This window comes from Butyrivibrio sp. FCS014, from assembly GCF_000526935.1.
In the GTDB taxonomy this organism is placed as follows: domain Bacteria; phylum Bacillota; class Clostridia; order Lachnospirales; family Lachnospiraceae; genus Butyrivibrio.
The window spans coordinates 119278-137181 of the sequence record NZ_JAHA01000003.1; the positions used below are offsets into that span (position 1 = coordinate 119278).

19 protein-coding genes and 1 tRNA gene are annotated in these 17904 nt (G+C 45.4%); 16 read left to right on the forward strand and 4 right to left on the reverse strand.

Going from position 1 to position 17904, the window contains the following annotated elements; genetic code table 11:
- Window positions 1-37: 37 nt before the first annotated feature.
- Window positions 38-523: an IS200/IS605 family transposase gene (gene tnpA / locus T456_RS0100895; protein ID WP_051464940.1), complete on the reverse strand. Its 486-nt coding sequence runs from the start codon at window positions 521-523 to the stop codon at window positions 38-40.
- A gap of 96 nt (window positions 524-619) precedes the next feature.
- On the opposite strand from tnpA, the gene T456_RS0100900 reads away from it, so the two are divergent.
- A complete protein-coding gene (locus T456_RS0100900) occupies window positions 620-2023 on the forward strand; it encodes an RNA-guided endonuclease InsQ/TnpB family protein (RefSeq protein ID WP_024864471.1) in 1404 nt (467 codons plus the stop codon).
- Window positions 2024-2060: 37 nt separating this feature from the next.
- On the opposite strand, the gene T456_RS0100905 is transcribed toward T456_RS0100900, so the two are convergent.
- Window positions 2061-2645: a TetR/AcrR family transcriptional regulator gene (locus tag T456_RS0100905; RefSeq protein WP_024864472.1), complete on the reverse strand. Its 585-nt coding sequence runs from the start codon at window positions 2643-2645 to the stop codon at window positions 2061-2063.
- A gap of 164 nt (window positions 2646-2809) precedes the next feature.
- On the opposite strand from T456_RS0100905, the gene T456_RS0100910 reads away from it, so the two are divergent.
- Together T456_RS0100910 and T456_RS0100915 are read left to right on the forward strand one after the other, a co-directional pair.
- Window positions 2810-4297 (forward strand): radical SAM protein, encoded by a 1488-nt coding sequence (locus T456_RS0100910; RefSeq protein WP_024864473.1) that lies wholly within the window; start codon window positions 2810-2812, stop codon window positions 4295-4297.
- A 17-nt stretch (window positions 4298-4314) separates the two neighbouring features.
- On the forward strand, window positions 4315-5157 hold the full coding sequence (locus T456_RS0100915) for a DegV family protein (protein WP_024864474.1): 843 nt from the start codon (window positions 4315-4317) through the stop codon (window positions 5155-5157).
- A gap of 148 nt (window positions 5158-5305) precedes the next feature.
- Here the strand turns inward: T456_RS0100915 and T456_RS0100920 are convergent.
- Window positions 5306-5379: transfer RNA gene (locus tag T456_RS0100920), tRNA-Met, on the reverse strand.
- A 167-nt stretch (window positions 5380-5546) separates the two neighbouring features.
- On the opposite strand from T456_RS0100920, the gene T456_RS0100925 reads away from it, so the two are divergent.
- The 13 genes from T456_RS0100925 (at window position 5547) to sigH (ending at window position 16643) form a co-directional block, all read left to right on the forward strand.
- Window positions 5547-6851, forward strand: a complete 1305-nt coding sequence (locus T456_RS0100925) for an alpha-amylase family glycosyl hydrolase (protein WP_024864475.1) — start codon at window positions 5547-5549, stop codon at window positions 6849-6851.
- 113 nt (window positions 6852-6964) lie between these two features.
- On the forward strand, window positions 6965-8803 hold the full coding sequence (locus T456_RS0100930; protein ID WP_024864476.1) for an EAL domain-containing protein: 1839 nt from the start codon (window positions 6965-6967) through the stop codon (window positions 8801-8803).
- Window positions 8800-9237 carry a hypothetical protein gene (locus tag T456_RS0100935; RefSeq protein WP_024864477.1) on the forward strand — a complete coding sequence of 146 codons (438 nt, stop codon included), beginning with the start codon at window positions 8800-8802 and terminating at the stop codon, window positions 9235-9237. Before T456_RS0100930 ends, T456_RS0100935 begins: the two co-directional genes overlap by 4 nt.
- Entirely contained in the window at window positions 9237-9788 is a 552-nt protein-coding gene (locus T456_RS0100940) for a GNAT family N-acetyltransferase (RefSeq protein ID WP_051464941.1), read from the forward strand. Before T456_RS0100935 ends, T456_RS0100940 begins: the two co-directional genes overlap by 1 nt.
- Before the next feature lie 158 nt (window positions 9789-9946).
- Window positions 9947-10465, forward strand: coding sequence for a CarD family transcriptional regulator (locus T456_RS0100945; protein ID WP_024864479.1), 519 nt, complete (start codon window positions 9947-9949; stop codon window positions 10463-10465).
- 64 nt (window positions 10466-10529) lie between these two features.
- On the forward strand, window positions 10530-11729 hold the full coding sequence (locus T456_RS0100950) for an alanyl-tRNA editing protein (protein ID WP_035801011.1): 1200 nt from the start codon (window positions 10530-10532) through the stop codon (window positions 11727-11729).
- Window positions 11726-12472 (forward strand): AzlC family ABC transporter permease, encoded by a 747-nt coding sequence (locus tag T456_RS0100955; protein ID WP_024864481.1) that lies wholly within the window; start codon window positions 11726-11728, stop codon window positions 12470-12472. Before T456_RS0100950 ends, T456_RS0100955 begins: the two co-directional genes overlap by 4 nt.
- Window positions 12472-12786: an AzlD domain-containing protein gene (locus T456_RS0100960; protein ID WP_024864482.1), complete on the forward strand. Its 315-nt coding sequence runs from the start codon at window positions 12472-12474 to the stop codon at window positions 12784-12786. The genes T456_RS0100955 and T456_RS0100960 overlap by 1 nt, the downstream gene beginning before the upstream one ends.
- 33 nt (window positions 12787-12819) lie before the next feature.
- Window positions 12820-13344, forward strand: a complete 525-nt coding sequence (gene ispF, locus T456_RS0100965; RefSeq protein WP_024864483.1) for a 2-C-methyl-D-erythritol 2,4-cyclodiphosphate synthase — start codon at window positions 12820-12822, stop codon at window positions 13342-13344.
- Window positions 13345-13384: 40 nt separating this feature from the next.
- Window positions 13385-14809, forward strand: coding sequence for a cysteine--tRNA ligase (gene cysS, locus T456_RS0100970; protein WP_024864484.1), 1425 nt, complete (start codon window positions 13385-13387; stop codon window positions 14807-14809).
- On the forward strand, window positions 14794-15231 hold the full coding sequence (locus T456_RS0100975; protein WP_024864841.1) for a Mini-ribonuclease 3: 438 nt from the start codon (window positions 14794-14796) through the stop codon (window positions 15229-15231). The genes cysS and T456_RS0100975 overlap by 16 nt, the downstream gene beginning before the upstream one ends.
- Before the next feature lie 21 nt (window positions 15232-15252).
- Complete coding sequence (rlmB, locus tag T456_RS0100980) at window positions 15253-16017, forward strand: 23S rRNA (guanosine(2251)-2'-O)-methyltransferase RlmB (protein WP_024864485.1); 765 nt, start codon at window positions 15253-15255, stop codon at window positions 16015-16017.
- Window positions 16017-16643 carry an RNA polymerase sporulation sigma factor SigH gene (gene sigH, locus T456_RS0100985; protein WP_024864486.1) on the forward strand — a complete coding sequence of 209 codons (627 nt, stop codon included), beginning with the start codon at window positions 16017-16019 and terminating at the stop codon, window positions 16641-16643. Before rlmB ends, sigH begins: the two co-directional genes overlap by 1 nt.
- Here the strand turns inward: sigH and T456_RS0100990 are convergent.
- The gene (locus T456_RS0100990) at window positions 16640-17824 is read right to left on the reverse strand and encodes a hypothetical protein (protein ID WP_024864487.1); all 1185 of its coding nucleotides are present in this window, start codon (window positions 17822-17824) and stop codon (window positions 16640-16642) included. The genes sigH and T456_RS0100990 overlap by 4 nt on opposite strands.
- Between the last annotated feature and the right edge of the window lie 80 nt (window positions 17825-17904).

The following is a 17904-nucleotide window of genomic DNA, read 5'->3' on the forward strand; positions in this document are numbered from 1 at the left end:
ACCCCTTCCGATGAAGTCGGTTGCGGGATGAATCGAACTAGCTTTTCTTTTTGTACTTCCCGGTCTTAATGTATTTTCGTTTGTGCTCTTCCGCTCGCTGATCTTCAATGTATTTCTTAATAGTATCAAGTGAAACGCTCCCGGTGGTAGCACAAAAGTAACTTGCACTCCAGAAGGGAGAATCTCCCCACAGATACTTTTCTACATGTGTTCTATATGTGTTTCTTACTTCCTTGGATAATTGCGATTTTAATGAGTTGATTAGTTTTACAGGTGCCACATCAGGTGGCATGGAGATCAAAAGATGCATATGATCGACATCTGTCTCTGCAGAGATGAGCTCACTGTTCATGCGTCCACAGAGGTAAGCAGCGTAATTCTTCATGAAATCACCGATCTCATCTGTGATCACTTTCTTTCTATATTTAGTCACGAAAATTACATGGTATGTGAGTTTGTATACTGAATGTGAGCCTCTTCTGTACTCGTTCAGGATATCTGATTCTACTATTGATTTCTGCATAAATTTACTTCCTATCCAAAGAGAACAAATGTTTGCATATTTCTGAAAAGTGTGCTATAATACTAACTATAAAATACTAATAAGGAATTTTCAACCGTGTACAGAACAAGGCAATACAGGATAAGCAAAAACCACATACTCTATGACTACTGCAGGGATATCTGCAGATCATCAGCCGTTCTGTACAACAGGGCAAATTTCATCTTAAGGCAGTATTCGTCATCGGTTGATTCAATGGCTGAGTTCAAGCCTCTTTTCCCAAATCAGATGATGGTTTACAGGCTCGTAAGAGATAATCTTTCAGGGACTAAATATCTTGGTAACAGTAAGCGGCTCTCATACAATGGTCTGGACTATCTGCTAAAGGTTACAAGGGATAAGGCGTACTATGCCCTTCCGGCACAGGCTAATCAGCAGATACTGAAACTCCTCCTTCGGGACTATAAGTCTTTCTTTGAAGCTGTAAAAGCATATGGAAGAAATCATGAAGCTTTCACGGGGCGCCCCAGGATGCCGGGATATATGTCACGGGGCTCGTTCAAAACAGCCATCCTGACAAATCAGATCTGCAGGATCAATAATGGCTGTCTTAAGTTTCCCGGTACCAGGGATAAGCTGTCTCTTGGCCAGCTCCATGAAGAAGCATGCCTTAAGGAAGTGCGTATAAAGCCCTGTGGAAACAGCTTTGTCCTGGATGTAGTCCTGTCGGTTCCAGACAAGGGGCTGATCCCTATGGGCGATAAGGATATCCTCTCTGACCTTTCGGATATAGTGGATCTGAAAGATTTGAGGGTGATGGCCATCGATCCCGGGACAGACAACATAGCAGCTGTAGTGAATACGTTTCGTGCAAGGCCATTTGTGATCAAGGGAGGAGTGATCAAATCAATAAATCAGCTTTACAACAAGGAGATGAAAAGACTCTCATCCTGTGCCATGACCTGTAACAACAGGTACAGGACAAGAAAGATGAATGCGATTACTGAAAAGAGGAACAGGAGGATAAAGGATCAGTTCCATAAGGTGAGCAGACAGCTTGCAGACTATGCAAGGGATAACCATGTGGACGTTGTGGTGATGGGTCATAATACATACCAGAAACAGGAGATAGGTATTGGACATGTCAATAACCAGAACTTTGTGCAGATACCAATGCTGATATTTGCAGACATGCTCAGATACAAACTTGCTGAATATGGTATAAGGTTTGCCCTCACGGAAGAAAGCTACACATCAAAGGCAGACTACCTTGCAAAAGACTATATCCCTGTGTATAAAAAGAATGCGAAAGAGAACTTCGCTTTTTCAGGCAAGAGGATACAGAGAGGTCTTTACAGACACTTCGATGGCACAATAACAAATGCAGACATAAATGGAGCTGCAAATATCTTAAGGAAAGTATTCCCAAAGGTAAACCAATGGGATAGAGGCATAGTGGACATGCCCTGTTCTGCAGGCTGCGTAGAGCATCCTGCAGGTTCATGCCGCTCTGCGGCATAACAGAAACCCTTTCCGACGTGGAGTCGGTGAGGGTAGTTCATGGCAGTTTTTTCAATGTGTTATCAAACATTTCTACGCATATATCAGCCATGCGCTGTTCGCTTTCCTGCATCCCTTCTCTGAACCAGCTGATAAGTATCTGGAAAAAAGCTGCTTCTGTAGCAAGCTTGATGTATTTGATCTCTGTATCTGTTGTAGGATACAGAAGTTCTGATATGGACCTGCTGGAAAAGAGCTCACGTTTCAATATACCTGCCTGATCAAACAGGGCAATGGTTTCTTTATCCTCGCGGATGGTACGGAAAACATCTTCAAACCACTGATGAGGATTCTCATGCAGTTCTGGTTTTTCACAAATTTCTGCTATTCTTTTTATCAGTCTGTTACCGAGTTCATGCAAAATATCTTCCTTGTCAGTATAGTTGCGGTAGAAGGCAGTACGTGAAACTCCAGCACGACGCACGATCTCACTGACAGTGATCTTTTCATACGGGTGTTCGCCCATTAGGTGCATAAGCGCAAGCTGAAGGCATTCTCTGGTCAGCTGGTTAGACTCTTTGTTATTCATTCGCAGAACTTCTTTTTTCTGCATTTCTGTCAAAGGCTCTTTAGTGGCTTTCATATTTCTTTTCCCCTGTTGTTACAAAATAAGTGATTATGTCACGTCGCGCCAATTGACACTTCTACTGTCATGTCCGAGAGTAGAGCCGTTGTATTGCATCTCCTGCGGCGTTACACTTGTAACATCAAAACGATTGTAACACTTAAAGGGGAGGAATAACAAGTATGGAATTAGTAGAAAACTTATCTCACAAAGCGCAGAGACAGGCATTTAGCCTATTGATCGATAGATTTCTTGCAAATCTCGACAAAGCTGAGAACAGAACAGAAACGTATTTAAAACTCGTAGATCAGGCAGAGAAATTCTGGGGGAAAGATGGAGCAAGAAAGGACAAGCTTGATCAGGTAAGAGCAGCTTTCAAGGACCCTGACAATAGATGGGTCAAGTTTATAAATAAAGTAGTTGATGAGACAGATCCTCACGTTGCAAAGATGACAATGCTCAACCTTGGTTATGAGGCCTTTTTCAGAGGTACCAAGATGATCAGGGCAAACAGGGAAAAGTACGGATGCAATATCCCATGGCTTATTCTCTTTGATCCTACAAGTGCCTGCAACATGCATTGCCAGGGCTGTTGGTCCGGTACTTATGGCCCTAAGCACAACCTGTCTTTTGAAGACATGGATAAGATCGTTACCCAGGGAAAAGAGCTTGGTGTTTACCTATACATGATGACAGGCGGGGAGCCTCTTGTAAGAAAAAAGGATGTACTGCGACTTGCTGAAAAGCACAATGATGTTGAGTTCTCTATTTTTGACAACTCCACTTTAATTGATGAGGACTTCTGTAAGGAAGTTGTAAGACTTGGAAATATCACGTTCCAGCTTTCTATCGAGGGTACTCCTGAAACAAATGATGCGAGACGTGGAATTGGTCATTATGACGCTGTAATGAAAGCCATGGACCTGTTTAAGAAATACGGAATTGTCTATGGAACTTCCATCTGCTATACAAGAAATAATATCGAGGCAGTAACTGACCCTAAGTTCATCGAGTTCATAGCTGAAAAAGGCGCAAGATTTGGATTCTTTTTCCACTATATGCCAGTAGGAAATAATGCGGTACCAGAGCTTATGCCTACTGTAGAGCAGAGAAGAAAGATGGTAGATCAAATCAGATACCTTAGAAGTGACAAGTGCGATATAGGGTTCTTCCCTATGGATTTCCAGAATGATGGAGAGGCAGTTGGTGGCTGTATCGCTGGCGGAAGAAACTACTTCCACATCAATTCAAGTGGAGATGCAGAGCCCTGCGTATTTATCCACTTCTCCAACACTAATATTCATACTCATTCAATACTTGAGATGCTTCAGAGCCCTCTTTTCATGGAATATCACAAGGGACAGCCTTTCAATAAGAACCATTTAAGACCATGCCCAATGCTTGAAAATCCTGAGCTTCTTCGTGAGATGGTGGCAAGATCTGGAGCCCATGGTACCAATGAAGAATCAGAGGAAAGCGTTGAGCACCTCTGCGCAAAGTGCGATAATTATTCAAAAGAGTGGGGACCTGTAGCAGATGATATCTGGGCTCGCCAGAAGCACTATAGAAAAGCATACGAAAACTATGCAAAAGAAAATATAGAAAGCACCGAGAAGTTGGAATTTCCTAAGACTTTGGAAATCAAGAAAGAAGAGAACAGAGGCGCTTGATTGTTGGGGAAAAGAAAATGATAAAAATACTTTCAGATAGTACTTGTGATCTGTCAAAGGAACTGGTTCAGAGATACAACATAGGAATAATTCCGCTTTATGTAAGACTAGGAGATGAGGAGTACCTGGATGGCGTCAATATTACTCCTGAACAGATCTATAAGTGGTCTGATGAACATGGGGAAACGCCCAAGACAGCAGCAGCCAGCATTGAAGATATCTCAAAATTCCTGGATCCTGCGGGTTCGGATGAATATATTGTTTTTACTATATCTTCGTCCATGTCAGTAAACTTCAATAATGTAAGGCTTGCGGCGCAGGAACTTGGCATGTCTGACAGAGTTCATGTCATAGATTCAGCCAATCTTTCCACCGGAGTTGGCCTGTTGGTAGTATATGCGGCAGAACTGGCTAAAGAGGGAAAGGCAGCAAAAGAAATTGTTGAAGAGATAGAGAATACCAGGGATAAGGTCAGAGCAAGTTTTGTAATCGATACCCTTGTCTACCTTCATAGAGGTGGTCGCTGTTCGGGGCTTGCAGCCTTCTTTGGTACGACATTAAAGATCCATCCACGCATTGCAGTAACTGACGGAGCAATGCACCCGGAAAAGAAATATCGCGGATCCAGCAGACGCTATGTGCTTGATTATGTCAAAGACATGGAGGCTGATCTAGAGAATGCCAGACCTGAGCGTGTGTTCATAACCCATTCAGGATGCGACAGGGAAGTTGTTGAAGCTGTAAGAGAGTATCTTAGCGGCCTCGGCGTGTTTAAAGAAATCCTTGAAACCCGCGCAGGAAGCGTTGTTTCATCTCATTGTGGTCCAGGAACATTGGGAGTACTGTTTATCTCAAAATGATGGGAACAAGGTAATATTTTTCTTTTTCCAGGAAATATTTCCAAGTGACGCCGGCGGAAGAGATTGCGGGGGTGACGAGCAAGCTGCGATGCAAATTAGCAATGCCAGAAGACACAAAAAAAGGAAGCGATAAACGCTTCCTTTTTAGTAGCGAGAGGGGGACTTGAACCCTCGACACCGCGGGTATGAACCGCGTGCTCTAGCCAGCTGAGCTATCTCGCCATATTCATTCGGAAGTGACTGTTTGTCACAGCCGACTAAGATAATATACCGCGAAGAAAGTCTGTTGTCAACACAAAAAATTAAAATTTTCGGAAGTTATTCCGGGTACACTTTTTAATGTAAAATAGAAATATGTAATGATGTTAACTATAAGGAGGAAACAATGCATGTGGGCTTATGAAACTTCTTTTTATCAGATATATCCCCTGGGCTTTTGCGGTGCACCCTTTGAGAATGACGGAAAGCTTGAGCACAGGATACTTAAGGTTTTAGACTGGATCCCGCATCTTGAAAAGCTGGGAGTGGGAGCGGTACTCTTTAATCCGGTATTCGAGTCCGATACCCATGGATATAACACCAGGGACTACCAAAAGATCGATGTGCGTCTTGGAACCAATGAAGATTTCAAAAAGGTCTGCAACGCTCTCCACAAGAAAGGTATAAAAGTAGTGCTTGACGGAGTGTTCAATCATGCAGGCCGCGGTTTTTTCGGATTTAAGGATGTCCTTGAAAAGAAATGGGACTCCCCTTACAAGGACTGGTTCCATATAAGCTTTGACGGGAACAGCAATTATAATGACGGCCTCTGGTATGAGGGCTGGGAAGGCAATTTCGACCTGGTTAAGCTGAATCTTCGAAATCCCGCTGTTACCGACTACCTAATGGAAAGCGTCAAATTCTGGATCGAGGAGTTCGGGATCGATGGCCTTCGTCTTGACGTGGCTTACTGCGTGGAGACAGATTTTTTAAGACGCCTTCGCCACGAGACAGCCTCCTGGAAAGAAGACTTCTTCCTTATGGGAGAGATGATAGGCGGCGACTATAACCGCATCATGGGGGATGATCTATGCCACAGCGCCACCAACTACGAGTGCTACAAGGGCATGTTCTCGGCCATGAACAGCATGAACATGTTTGAGATAATCCATTCGCTGCTCAGGCAGTTCGGACCTGAGAACTGGACACTGTACAAGGGAAGACATCTGCTTAGTTTTGTGGACAATCACGATGTAAGCAGGATTGCCAGCACACTGAATAATCCAAATCATCTGAAGCTGATCTATACCCTGATGTTTGGCATGCCCGGAATTCCCACTATCTACTACGGAAGCGAGTGGGGTGAAAAGGCAGACAAGAAGCAGGGAGATCCGGCTCTGCGGCCGTGCTTTGACAGCCCGCAGTGGAATGACTTAACGGATCACATCGCAGCACTGTGCAAGGCTCAAAACGGCTCCAAGGCCCTTAATTACGGCGGCTTCAAATCACTGGTACTTACCAACCGCCAGTGCATTTTCGAGAGAGAGACAGAAGATGACAGAGTTTTAGTGGTGATAAATGCAGATGAGAATCCCTACCATGCTCACTTTGATGCAAGGGCCGGCCGTGCCACGGATCTTATCACGGGAAAAGCGATAGATTTCGGCGGAGGCCTTGAGATTCCCGGATACACTTCCTACCTGCTTCAGATATAGTTGAAGTTGTTGTTGTTTGCTAAATGTAATATAATAAATTTATGGAAATACGCACACCTATTATTGCAATTATGGTATTAACTGTATTGGTTCTTATCTACATGAGGAACACAATGCCTCAGGTTTATTCCACCCGGGTATTTTTCCTCTTTGTTGTTGCGGCCTATATTAATATCATCTGTGAAATAGTAGAGTGTGCTGTTTTTTTGTATCTGGTAAATGTTAATAATGAGTTCTCCTCACTGAAACGAACGTCTCAGAATCTTTATGTGGCATCGCTTTTGGTCTGCGCAGCCATAATATCCGTATATGTCTATGCCAAGATCAAATACGGCGGAAAAGTTCGTAAAGGAGTTGTGGCTTCGATATGCGTTCCTGCTATTATTGGCATTACCGTAATCATGGTCAGCAGAGTATATTATGCCACCAATGACCTTGGTGATTACTATAATACAGGCCCGGGAATCAACTTCTGTTATTTCATCGGATTTATATATATCTTTACTACCATGATAATTGCGGTGGCTTTTAGGAAAAGGTTGAACAAAAACGATGCCAGGGCCATAATCCTGGGACTTGTAATGTGGGCTATTCTGGCACTTTTCCAGTTCTGGTACAAGGGACTTCAGGTTTCATCCATAGCGATAATGCTTATGGCGCTGACTCTTTTCCTGACCATGGAAAATCCCAAGGAATACTATGAAAAGAGTATGCCAAAGATCAGAAACAGGGACGCCTTCCAGATGGTGCTTACTGACTGGTTCTGCTACAAGAAACACTTTTTCATAGCATCTGTTATATTTACCGGAAAGACCAATGTTCTTTCGGGAGAGGACAGGCAGGTATTTTATGACCTTCAGTCCGGAGTGGCTGAAATGGCGGACAGGTGCATAGGGGAGGCGGCATATCTCTCCAACTGGAATACCTTAAGCTTTTTCATGACGGATCCTGCGAAGGTTGAGTCCCTTATGTCAGTGGTAAACAACTACAAAGATGAGGTGGCCAATTATAAACTCACATTTTCAATTCTGGAGATTCCCAGGCATACCTCGCAGTATGATGAGGCTTTGCAGGTTCTGTCTTATGTATCTCAGGAATATGTTCTTGCCCAGTCATCTCCTAATCTTGTAATAGATGAGAAGATAATTGACAGGATGTCCTACAGGAACAGCATAGAGGATGTAGTAAGACAGGCCATTAAGGACAAGGCCTTTGATGTATATTATCAGCCGATCCTGAATGTGGCAGAGGGCAAATTCTATTCCGCGGAGGCGCTGGTAAGACTTCGAAGACCCAGCACGGAGAATTTCATTTCTCCCGAGGACTTCATTCCCATAGCGGAGCAATGCGGACTGGTCCAGGATATAGACGATCTGGTATTTGAGAAGGTATGTTCCTTCATTGCCAGGGAAGATCTCATAAGTTACGGCATAAAGAGAATTGAGGTTAACTTATCCGGGAACGAAGCCGTGGACAGACAGACCTTTGGGAGACTCAGGACCAAGATGGAGAAGTACCATATTCCGCCAAAGTTCATCAACTTTGAGATCACCGAGACAGCTTACATCAACAATGACGAAGCATTTAAGGATAATGTCAGAAGGCTCAAGGAGCTTGGAAGCTCTTTTTCCATGGACGATTTCGGATCGGGTTATTCAAATCTTCTGGAACTGCTCAAAATGGATTACGTACTGGTCAAGATGGACAAGGAATTCATCTGGAACTGCCTTGATAAGAACAAACCCGAGAACCTCAGGATGCTGGAATACTCAATAAGCTTCCTTAAAGATTACGGACTGCATGTGCTGGCCGAGGGTATTGAGACCCTGGAGCAGGCACAGACCCTGATAGATTTCGGAGTTGAGTATCTGCAGGGATTTTACTACTCAAGACCGCTCCCCGAGAGCGAATATGTTGAGTTTCTTAAGACACAGAAAGGAGACAGACTATGAACGAAGGACTCTATGAGGCGGTTTTTTGCTACGGAGAGAATAAGGTTGACCCCTTTGCGCAGACCTGTGTTGATTTTGACAGGATCATCGGGGACATGAGACTGGTGGGCTATGAGCTTACATCCTTTAACATTGCGCATCATATCATGCTTGAGCAGATCGATTCCATGATCAAGACCAAGGGCAGAATTGTCGAGGAGACCATGGACATGGATAACAGAGATGAGTTCTGTCGTGAGAAATACGGTCTGTCCTTTAAGGATATCGATGCCTTAGATCCCAGAAACGACATCGAGTGCGACATCAAGAGCGGAAAAGTCATATATTATCTGGTCCCGGAAGCGCAGCATAAAGAGGCACAGTATTTTGTCCTCTTCAAGAAATCCCTTGATGCATTCACACAAAAGACCGGCTTTGAGTATATAAGCCAGTAATGGGAAAAGATATGGTGCTTGAAACCGACAGACTGATACTTCGAGGCTGGAGAGACGATGATGCCCCCAGCCTCTTTGAATATGCAAAAGACGAGAGAGTCGGTCCTGTTGCGGGATGGGCCGTTCACAGGGATGTCGCCTACAGCAGAGCTGTGATCAGAACGATCCTGGGTAGGGAGGAGACCTATGCCATCTGCTTAAAGGGCAGTGACACTCCCATCGGCAGTATAGGGCTGGTTTTAAAGGGAAGCCCCGAAAGGCCTCTTGGCGCCGGCGAGGCAGAGCTTGGCTACTGGCTTGGAGTTCCCTTCTGGGGAAGAGGCTTTGCCACTGAAGCGGGAAAAGAGCTGGTAAGGCACGGATTTACGGATCTTAAACTGAAAGGTATTTACTGCTGTTATTTTGAGGGCAATTTAAGATCAAAAAATGTGCAGCAAAAGTGCGGCTTCAAACCCCATCACGTCAATCCGAAATGCCATATCCCAATGCTCAAAGAGACCCGTGTGGAATATATAAATTATCTGACCTTTGAGGAGTGGAAAGGCTTATAAAAAGTCACAAAAAAGTCACATTTTTTTGTGACTTTAAATATTACAAAACTCGTAATAATGTGATATAATTAGTCTTGTTCCTGTCAATGAAAGCGCTTACTTCGGGGGCGCTTTTTATGTCGGTATTTCGTTTGGATTTCTTTGTAAGGAGGAACAAGATGCTGGGAATTGGTGAGTGTGTGATTTACGGAAGTCACGGTTTGTGCAGAGTGCAGGATATTCTGGTGCCTTCTTTCCTTGAGAGAGGCAAAGAGAAGGAATATTATCAGATGGAATCTGCAGTAGATACAGGTAGTGTACTTTATGTTCCGGTGGACGGAGCAGAGGACAAGGTAAGAGATGTTATTACAGCTGACGAGGCTGAGGGACTTATTGAAGAGATCGAGGCAACACCTGAGCTGGAGCTGCCCGAGGGCAAGAAGGCTGAACCCGCCATCATGGAAGTGATCAAGAGGAATCTCACAGATGAGATGATGAGCCTTGTTAAATCCCTTCGTAAGATCAAGGCTGTAAGAGAGGCCCACGGCAAGAAGTTCGCCGCCCTCAATGAGAAGTACCTCAACATAGCTGAGAAGCTGCTTTATACCGAGCTTGCATTTTCACTTAAGTCCGAGAAGGATGTTATCAAGAGAAGAGTTCTTGAGGTGCTTTCACAGCTGCCTTTGGAAACCGCATAAATTCGCACATAATTAGGGAGACTGCTTAATGCAGTCTCTTTTTATTTGTGGTACAATGTGTTCTATGGTTAAAACAAGAGAGATTTATTACGAAGACGCATATATATCGGAATTTGACGCCACTGTCCTTGAATGCACCAGGAGGGACAAGGGCGGTTTTTCAGTGATACTTGATGCCACAGCCTTTTTTCCCGAGCAGGGAGGACAGAGCAGCGACATCGGAGTTTTTCGCATGGAGGACGGCTCACAGATTCCTGTATCCCATACATCCATAAGGGACGGTGTCATAAGCCATATCACCGATGAGGGAATTGAGCCGGGCAGTGCGGTCCACGGCATAATCGACTGGGAACACCGCTTCTCCAACATGCAGCAGCACACCGGAGAGCATATCTTCTCGGGTATCGTCAATTCAAGGTTTGGCTATGACAATGTGGGCTTTCACCTTAGCGACTCGGAAGTTACCATGGACTACAGCGGCCCAATAAGCGATGAGGATATCAGCAGGATTGAGCTTGCGACTAATGAAGCCATCTGGCAGAATGTTGCCGTAAGATGCGAGTTCCCAACAGATGAAGAGCTTAAGGACATAGATTACAGAAGTAAGAAAGAGCTATCGGGGCAGATCCGTATCGTAACGGTGGAGGGGTACGATGTATGCGCCTGCTGCGCGCCTCATGTCCTTAGAACCGGAGAGATCGGGCTTCTTAAGGTCGTTGGCTGCCAGAACTACAAGGGCGGCGTAAGGGTCAGTATTTTATGCGGCAAAAGAGCCTTAGACTACCTTTCAGGCTGTCAGAAACTGGTAAGTGACCTCACAGGCTTTTTTACCACAAAGAGCTCCAAGATCATGGATGCCGTAACCAGGCAGAAGGATGAGATATTTGAACTCAAGGGAAGATTAAGCGAATCTACCGATAAGCTTCTTAAGTACGAAATGGAGGATCTTGCGGCTTCTTCTGAAAAAGACGGAGTGTTCCTTGTAAGAGACCATGCTCTTGAAGGAAATGATATGAGAAAAACGGCCAATGCCATTACCGAGAGGTTTCCGGGATTATCGGGTGTGTTTGCTCCGGCGGAAGGCGGCGGTTACAGATATATTCTTGCATCGGGATCGGCCGGTTTAAATGCCAAAGATCTCCAGCAAAGACTTTTTGAAACTTTCGGTGCCAAGGGCGGGGGAAGCCCACAGATGGTGCAGGGAAGTATAAGCTGTGATAATATATCAGAAGTTATTAAATGGTTAGAGGAAGCAAAGGTATGAATGGTGGGAGCAATAAGGACTTCAGGCAGGGGCTTGCCGACGGCATTCCGATATGTCTCGGATATATAGCTGTTTCTTTTGCCTTTGGAATTGAAGCCTCAAAGATCGGCATGACAACATTTCAGGCTGCCATGACATCTTTACTGAACGTAACAAGCGCAGGGCAGTTTTCGGCACTGGAGATAATAGCCCGGAATGGCAGCTTTATCGAGCTGGCCATACTTCAGTTCATAATCAATCTAAGATACATGCTGATGAGCTGTGCTCTGTCCCAGAAACTTGACAGCAGTGTCGGAACTCTTCACAGAATGGGTATTTCCTACGGCGTTACCGACGAGATATTTGCCCTTAGTGTAATGAAAAAGGGAAGGCTGTATCCCGCTTATTCCTACGGACTTATAGTGATATCGGTTTTCGGATGGGTATTCGGTACAGTTCTTGGAGCGTATTCGGGACAGATCCTGCCCCAGAGACTTATAAGCTGTCTGGGACTGGCTATTTATGGCATGTTTATTGCCATCATCATTCCTGATACCAGGACCAGCAGGGCGGTCATGGCGGTTGTACTTTCCGCTATGGGCCTTAGCACTGTGTTTACCTATGCGCCTTTCCTTAAAGCCCACATTTCATCCGGCTTCAGGATAATTATAATAACAGTTGTTGTGGCTGCACTTGCTGCCGCTATCGCTCCAAGATCTGATGAAGAGGGTTCCGAGGAAGAAGCAAAAGGGGGTGAAGGCTGATGGAAAAGATCTACCTTTACATTCTTTTGATGGCAGTGGTGACATACCTTATCAGGGCCCTTCCCCTTACTCTTATCAGGAAGGAAATAAAGAGCACCTTCATAAAGTCTTTTCTTTATTATGTGCCCTATGCGACTCTGGCGGCCATGACTTTCCCGGCGATACTTAGCGCCACCGATTACCTTGTTTCATCTGTGATCGGATTTATTGTGGCTCTGGTGCTGGCATTTAACAAAAAGAGTCTAATCGTGGTGGCAGCCGCTTCCTGTGGCGCAGCTTTTATAGTTGAGCTGTTCCTGCCCTATATATTATGATAGTAATGACGATTATTCAGTGAGGTGAAATATATGCGAGTTGGAATGGGATATGATGTCCATAAACTTGTTGAAGGAAGAGATCTCATAATAGGCGGTGTTAAGATTCCTTATGAGAAGGGGCTTCTTGGCCACTCCGATGCGGATGTTCTTCTGCATGCGGTAATGGATGCTCTGCTTGGAGCAGCTGCCCTCGGGGATATAGGTAAGCATTTCCCCGACAGTGATGAGAAATACAAGGGAGCTGATTCCCTGGAGCTTCTTAAGGAAGTTGCTTCGATCATCGACAAAGAGCACTACACGGTTGAGAATATTGATGCAACCATAATAGCTCAGGCACCTAAAATGAGACCTTATATAGATGAGATGAGGATCAATATTGCTCAGGCACTTAGGATAGAAATGAGCAGGGTAAATGTGAAGGCCACAACGGAAGAGGGCCTTGGATTTACCGGAAGCGGGGAGGGAATATCCTCACAGGCCATCTGTCTTTTGTCAAAGCCAATGGAAGGCAGTGACGGGGGATTTGCACGATGTACAGGCTGTGACAGAGGCTGACACAGGTTAAGATAAATAATTATGGCGAGGAGTTAGAAAAATGGCGCAGGATTTTAGTTTTTACAATTCACTTACGAGAAAAATAGATAAACTTGAGACCAATGAACCCGGCAAGGTGTCCATATACACCTGCGGACCTACTGTTTATCACTATGCACATATCGGAAATATCAGGACCTACATCATGCAGGATGCTCTTGTGAAGTCTTTGGAGTATGCAGGCTACGAAGTTAAGCGTGTCATGAACATAACCGATGTTGGACACCTTTCCTCCGATGCGGATACAGGTGAGGACAAGATGCTTGCCGGAGCCAAGAGAGAGCACAAGTCCGTAATGGAGATTGCCAAGTTCTACACAGATGCATTCTTTAAGGATTTCCAGGCAGTGGGCAATAAAATGCCGGATGTTATTGAACCGGCAACCAACTGCATTCCCGAGTTTATTCATATGGTTGAGGTGCTGCTTGAGAAGGGCTTTGCTTATCAGGCAGGCGGCAACATCTATTTTGACACCAGCAAACTGGATGATTACTATGTCTTTTCCTCAGCTCTTGAAAAAGAGCAGCTGGAAGTAGGCGTTAGAGATGACGTTGAAGAGGACACCAACAAGAAGAACAAGACAGACTTCGTTCTCTGGTTTACCAAATCCAAGTTCGAGGACCAGGCTCTTAAGTGGGACAGCCCTTGGGGCGTCGGATATCCCGGCTGGCACATAGAGTGCTCCTGCATCTCCATGAAGCATCTTGGAGAGAGACTTGATATCCACTGCGGCGGCGTTGACAACATGTTCCCTCATCATACCAATGAGATTGCCCAGTCCGAGAGCTATCTTGGACACAAGTGGTGCGGCTACTGGTTCCACAGCAATCACTTAAATGACAGGGCGGGCAAGATGTCCAAGTCCAAGGGAGCGGTTCTTACGGTATCCCTTCTCAAGGAGAAAGGTTATGATCCGCTGGTTTACAGATTCTTCTGCCTCCAGTCTCATTACCGCAAGCCTTTGGAGTTCTCCTTTGAGGTACTGGACAGCACTGTTGCCGTATACAACAAGCTTGTAAAAAGAGTCGCCGAGTTCAAGGAAGACGGCGTTGTAGACGAGAAGGTCAAAGAGGAGTTTGAGGCAAAGTTCAGAGAGACTCTCTCAAACGATCTTAATACCTCCATGGCTATCACAATCCTTTATGATGCACTTAAGGCAGATACAAATGATGCCACAAAGCTTGCCATTGTTAAGAGTTTTGATAAGGTTCTTTCCCTGGATCTCATAGGCCACGCAGCAGCTCTTTCAGAGGAGGCAGAGGTTGATCCCGAGCTTCTTAAGTATATCGAGGAGCAGATCGCAAAAAGAACCGAGGCCAAGAAGGCCAAGGACTTTGCTACAGCCGATGCCATCAGAGAGGAGCTTCTTTCGAAGGGCGTGGAGATCAAGGATACTCGCGAGGGAGTTAAATGGCAGCTGATTTAAACAGATATATAAATGATGAATTTGGCATAGAGGCCAAGGATATCAGGACCTATTCGCCTCTGACGCTGGCTTATATAGGAGATGCCCTGTTTGACCTTATCATCAGATCCGTTCTGGTGAACAAAGGTAATACCGCGGTGAACAATCTTCATAAAAGAGCAAGCGCTATTGTTAAAGCCCCCTCCCAGTCTGCCATAGCAGCTGCTATTATGGATGATCTTACGGAGGAGGAAAAAGACATCTACAGAAGAGGACGAAATTCCAAGCCACACACCAAGGCCAAGAATGCCTCCACCATGGAATACCTTGAGGCAACCGGGTTTGAGGCGGTAATGGGTTATCTGTACCTCTCCGGGAACATGGACAGGGCAATGGAACTTATTAAGCTTGGGGCCAAAAGGCTTGGACTTGATATCGTCTGACTTAAGATTTGAGGATTTGAAATGGATAAAGACAATAAGGAAATACTTGGTTCAAACGAAGAAAAAATAGAGGGAAGAAACGCTGTCATAGAGGCTTTTCGCTCAGGCAAGACTATAGATAAGATATATATCCTTGACGGATGCCAGGACGGACCTGTGGCTACCATAAGGCGTGAGGCCAAAAAGCAGGGAAGCCTTATAAAGTTTGTAAGCCGCGAGAGACTGGATCAGATGTCGGAGACGGGCAAGCACCAGGGAGTTATCGCCATTGCCGCTGCCTACAGCTATTCGGAGATGGAGGATATCTTTGCTCTTGCAGAGAACAGAAATGAAGATCCCTTTATCTTTATTCTGGATAATATAGAGGATCCCCACAATCTGGGAGCTATTATAAGAACAGCAAATCTTTCCGGAGCTCACGGAGTCATCATCCCCAAGAACAGGGCGGTGGGACTTACCGCTACGGTTGCAAAGGCTTCCGCCGGAGCGCTTAATTATACTCCCGTAGTTAAGGTTACAAATATCGCACAGACCATTGAGGAGCTTAAAAATAAGGGACTGTGGTTTGTCTGCGCCGATATGGGCGGCACCACCATGTACAAGCTTAATCTCAAGGGACCCATCGGTCTGGTTATAGGAAATGAGGGAAGCGGCGTAGGCCGTCTTGTAAAAGAGAAGTGTGATATGATAGCTTCCATTCCCATGAAGGGAGATATCGATTCCCTGAATGCATCAGTGGCAGCCGGAGTACTGGCTTTTGAGATCGTCAGACAGAGGTCAATGTAATGGGTAATGACAAGTACAGCGACATCGATGATGAGCAGCTTATCGTCCGTATCCATGACGGAGATGAGAGCGATGCTGTGGAGTACATAATGAACAAATATAAGGGGCTGGTTCGTAAGAAGGCAGCCTCTATGTTTATATTGGGCGCTGACAGGGATGACCTTATCCAGGAGGGAATGATAGGTCTTTTTAAGGCTGTCAGGGACTACGATTCGGGAAGAGATGCCAGCTTCTCCACCTTTGCGGATCTTTGCATATCAAGGCAGATGTATTCCGCAATCAAGGCTCTGGCCAGGAAGAAGCACGCACCTCTTAACAGTTATATTTCAATCTATGCCAGCAGGGTAGGGGGAGAGATGGGCCCTGAGCCTCCTCTGGAGGAGATGCTTGAATCCAATCCCGGGCTTATCCCGGAGCAGCACGTGATCGACCAGGAGAATCTTCAGGATCTTGAAGACGGCATAGAAAGGGAGCTGAGTGACCTTGAAAGACAGGTACTTGACCTTTATATCACCGGAATGAGCGTAAAAAATATCTCTGCAGTGCTGGGCAGGGATGAGAAATCCACTGACAATGCAATGCAGAGAATAAGGCATAAGTTAAAGAAGTATCTTAAAAAGAATTAAACAAAGGCATCAAAGCTTACGCCGCCCCCTTCACCTCCATAGCTTCCGGGAACAGTAACGGATATGGGAGTAGGGGAGAAGGAAGCGCCTGATCCCGATACAGGGGATTGGGATGAAGCTGCCGCACTTGCAGCAGAAGCTCCCTGGTGGGCAGCGTCCTTTTCATATTTGTCAAAAATGGCTTTCAAATAGGCACCGTCTGCCTCGGAGATCTCTTTCATCTCTTTGGTGCGGTGTTTTATTTTGAGCATTTTCAGATCGTCCTCGGACATATTTGGATTGGGGGCGACCATTGAGGAGGCCAGCTCTGTGAGGTCAAGTGCCTCGGTCATTTCCTCCATGGCATCCTGTACCATGCTCATCATATCTGCGTTTAGCTCATCCATGGACTGGGAGGAGTTTTCCTGAACCTCGGCTATCTGCTCCTGCATTTGGGCTGCCAGTTCTTCCATTCTGTAAGCCATTTCTTCCTGAAGATCCGACATCTCAATCTGGAACTGACTTACATATTCTTCGGGGTAGCCTTCTTCTAAGACCTGTTCTTCTTCGAGAGCAGCAGCTTCTTCCTCTGACAGGGCCTCATCCTCGTACTCCTCATTTTCCCTGATCTCTTCCTCTTTTTCCTCAAGAGAGGCCATGGCACCGTTTTGACCCCGCTCTATCATCTCTTCCTGGGCAAGGTGAGCAGCTTTCTTTTTTGCCACCCGCTCCATGGACTTGGCGTGCTCTATGGAAATCTGAAGCTCTTCCTCATCGTACTCACCGCTGTTCTGGAGGCGCTTCAAGCGCTGAACCTCGCGTCTTGCGGCAGAAGCGGCTCTTTTGGCGCTGGTTGAGTTTTTGCTTCGAACTATCTGAGAAGATATCTTCTTGTAGCTGTATTGAAGTTTCTTTTTCTCAAGGGAGGCATCCTTTTGTTTGGTACGGGAAGCCTTTAATGTATTTGCATAAGCCATTGCCTGATCAACAACGCTTGCCGGCTTTTGAGCTTGCTTTTGCTGATACTCAAGGGACCGGGCAGTAGCAGTCTTTTTTCCATCAAAGGAAGACCCCGATCCGCCGGTCCGGGCCTTGTTATCCTGCAACTTATTACTGCTCGCGGGATTGTATTGAGCCGAGCGTATTTGATTTACGTTGATACCTACACTCATTACATCCTCCCTGATGTTTGCTCCTGCCATAAATCCTTTTATGCATATTTTCAGTTTTCTTATTACATATTTCGGATTTATTCGTATAAATATTTATAGTGACATTAAAA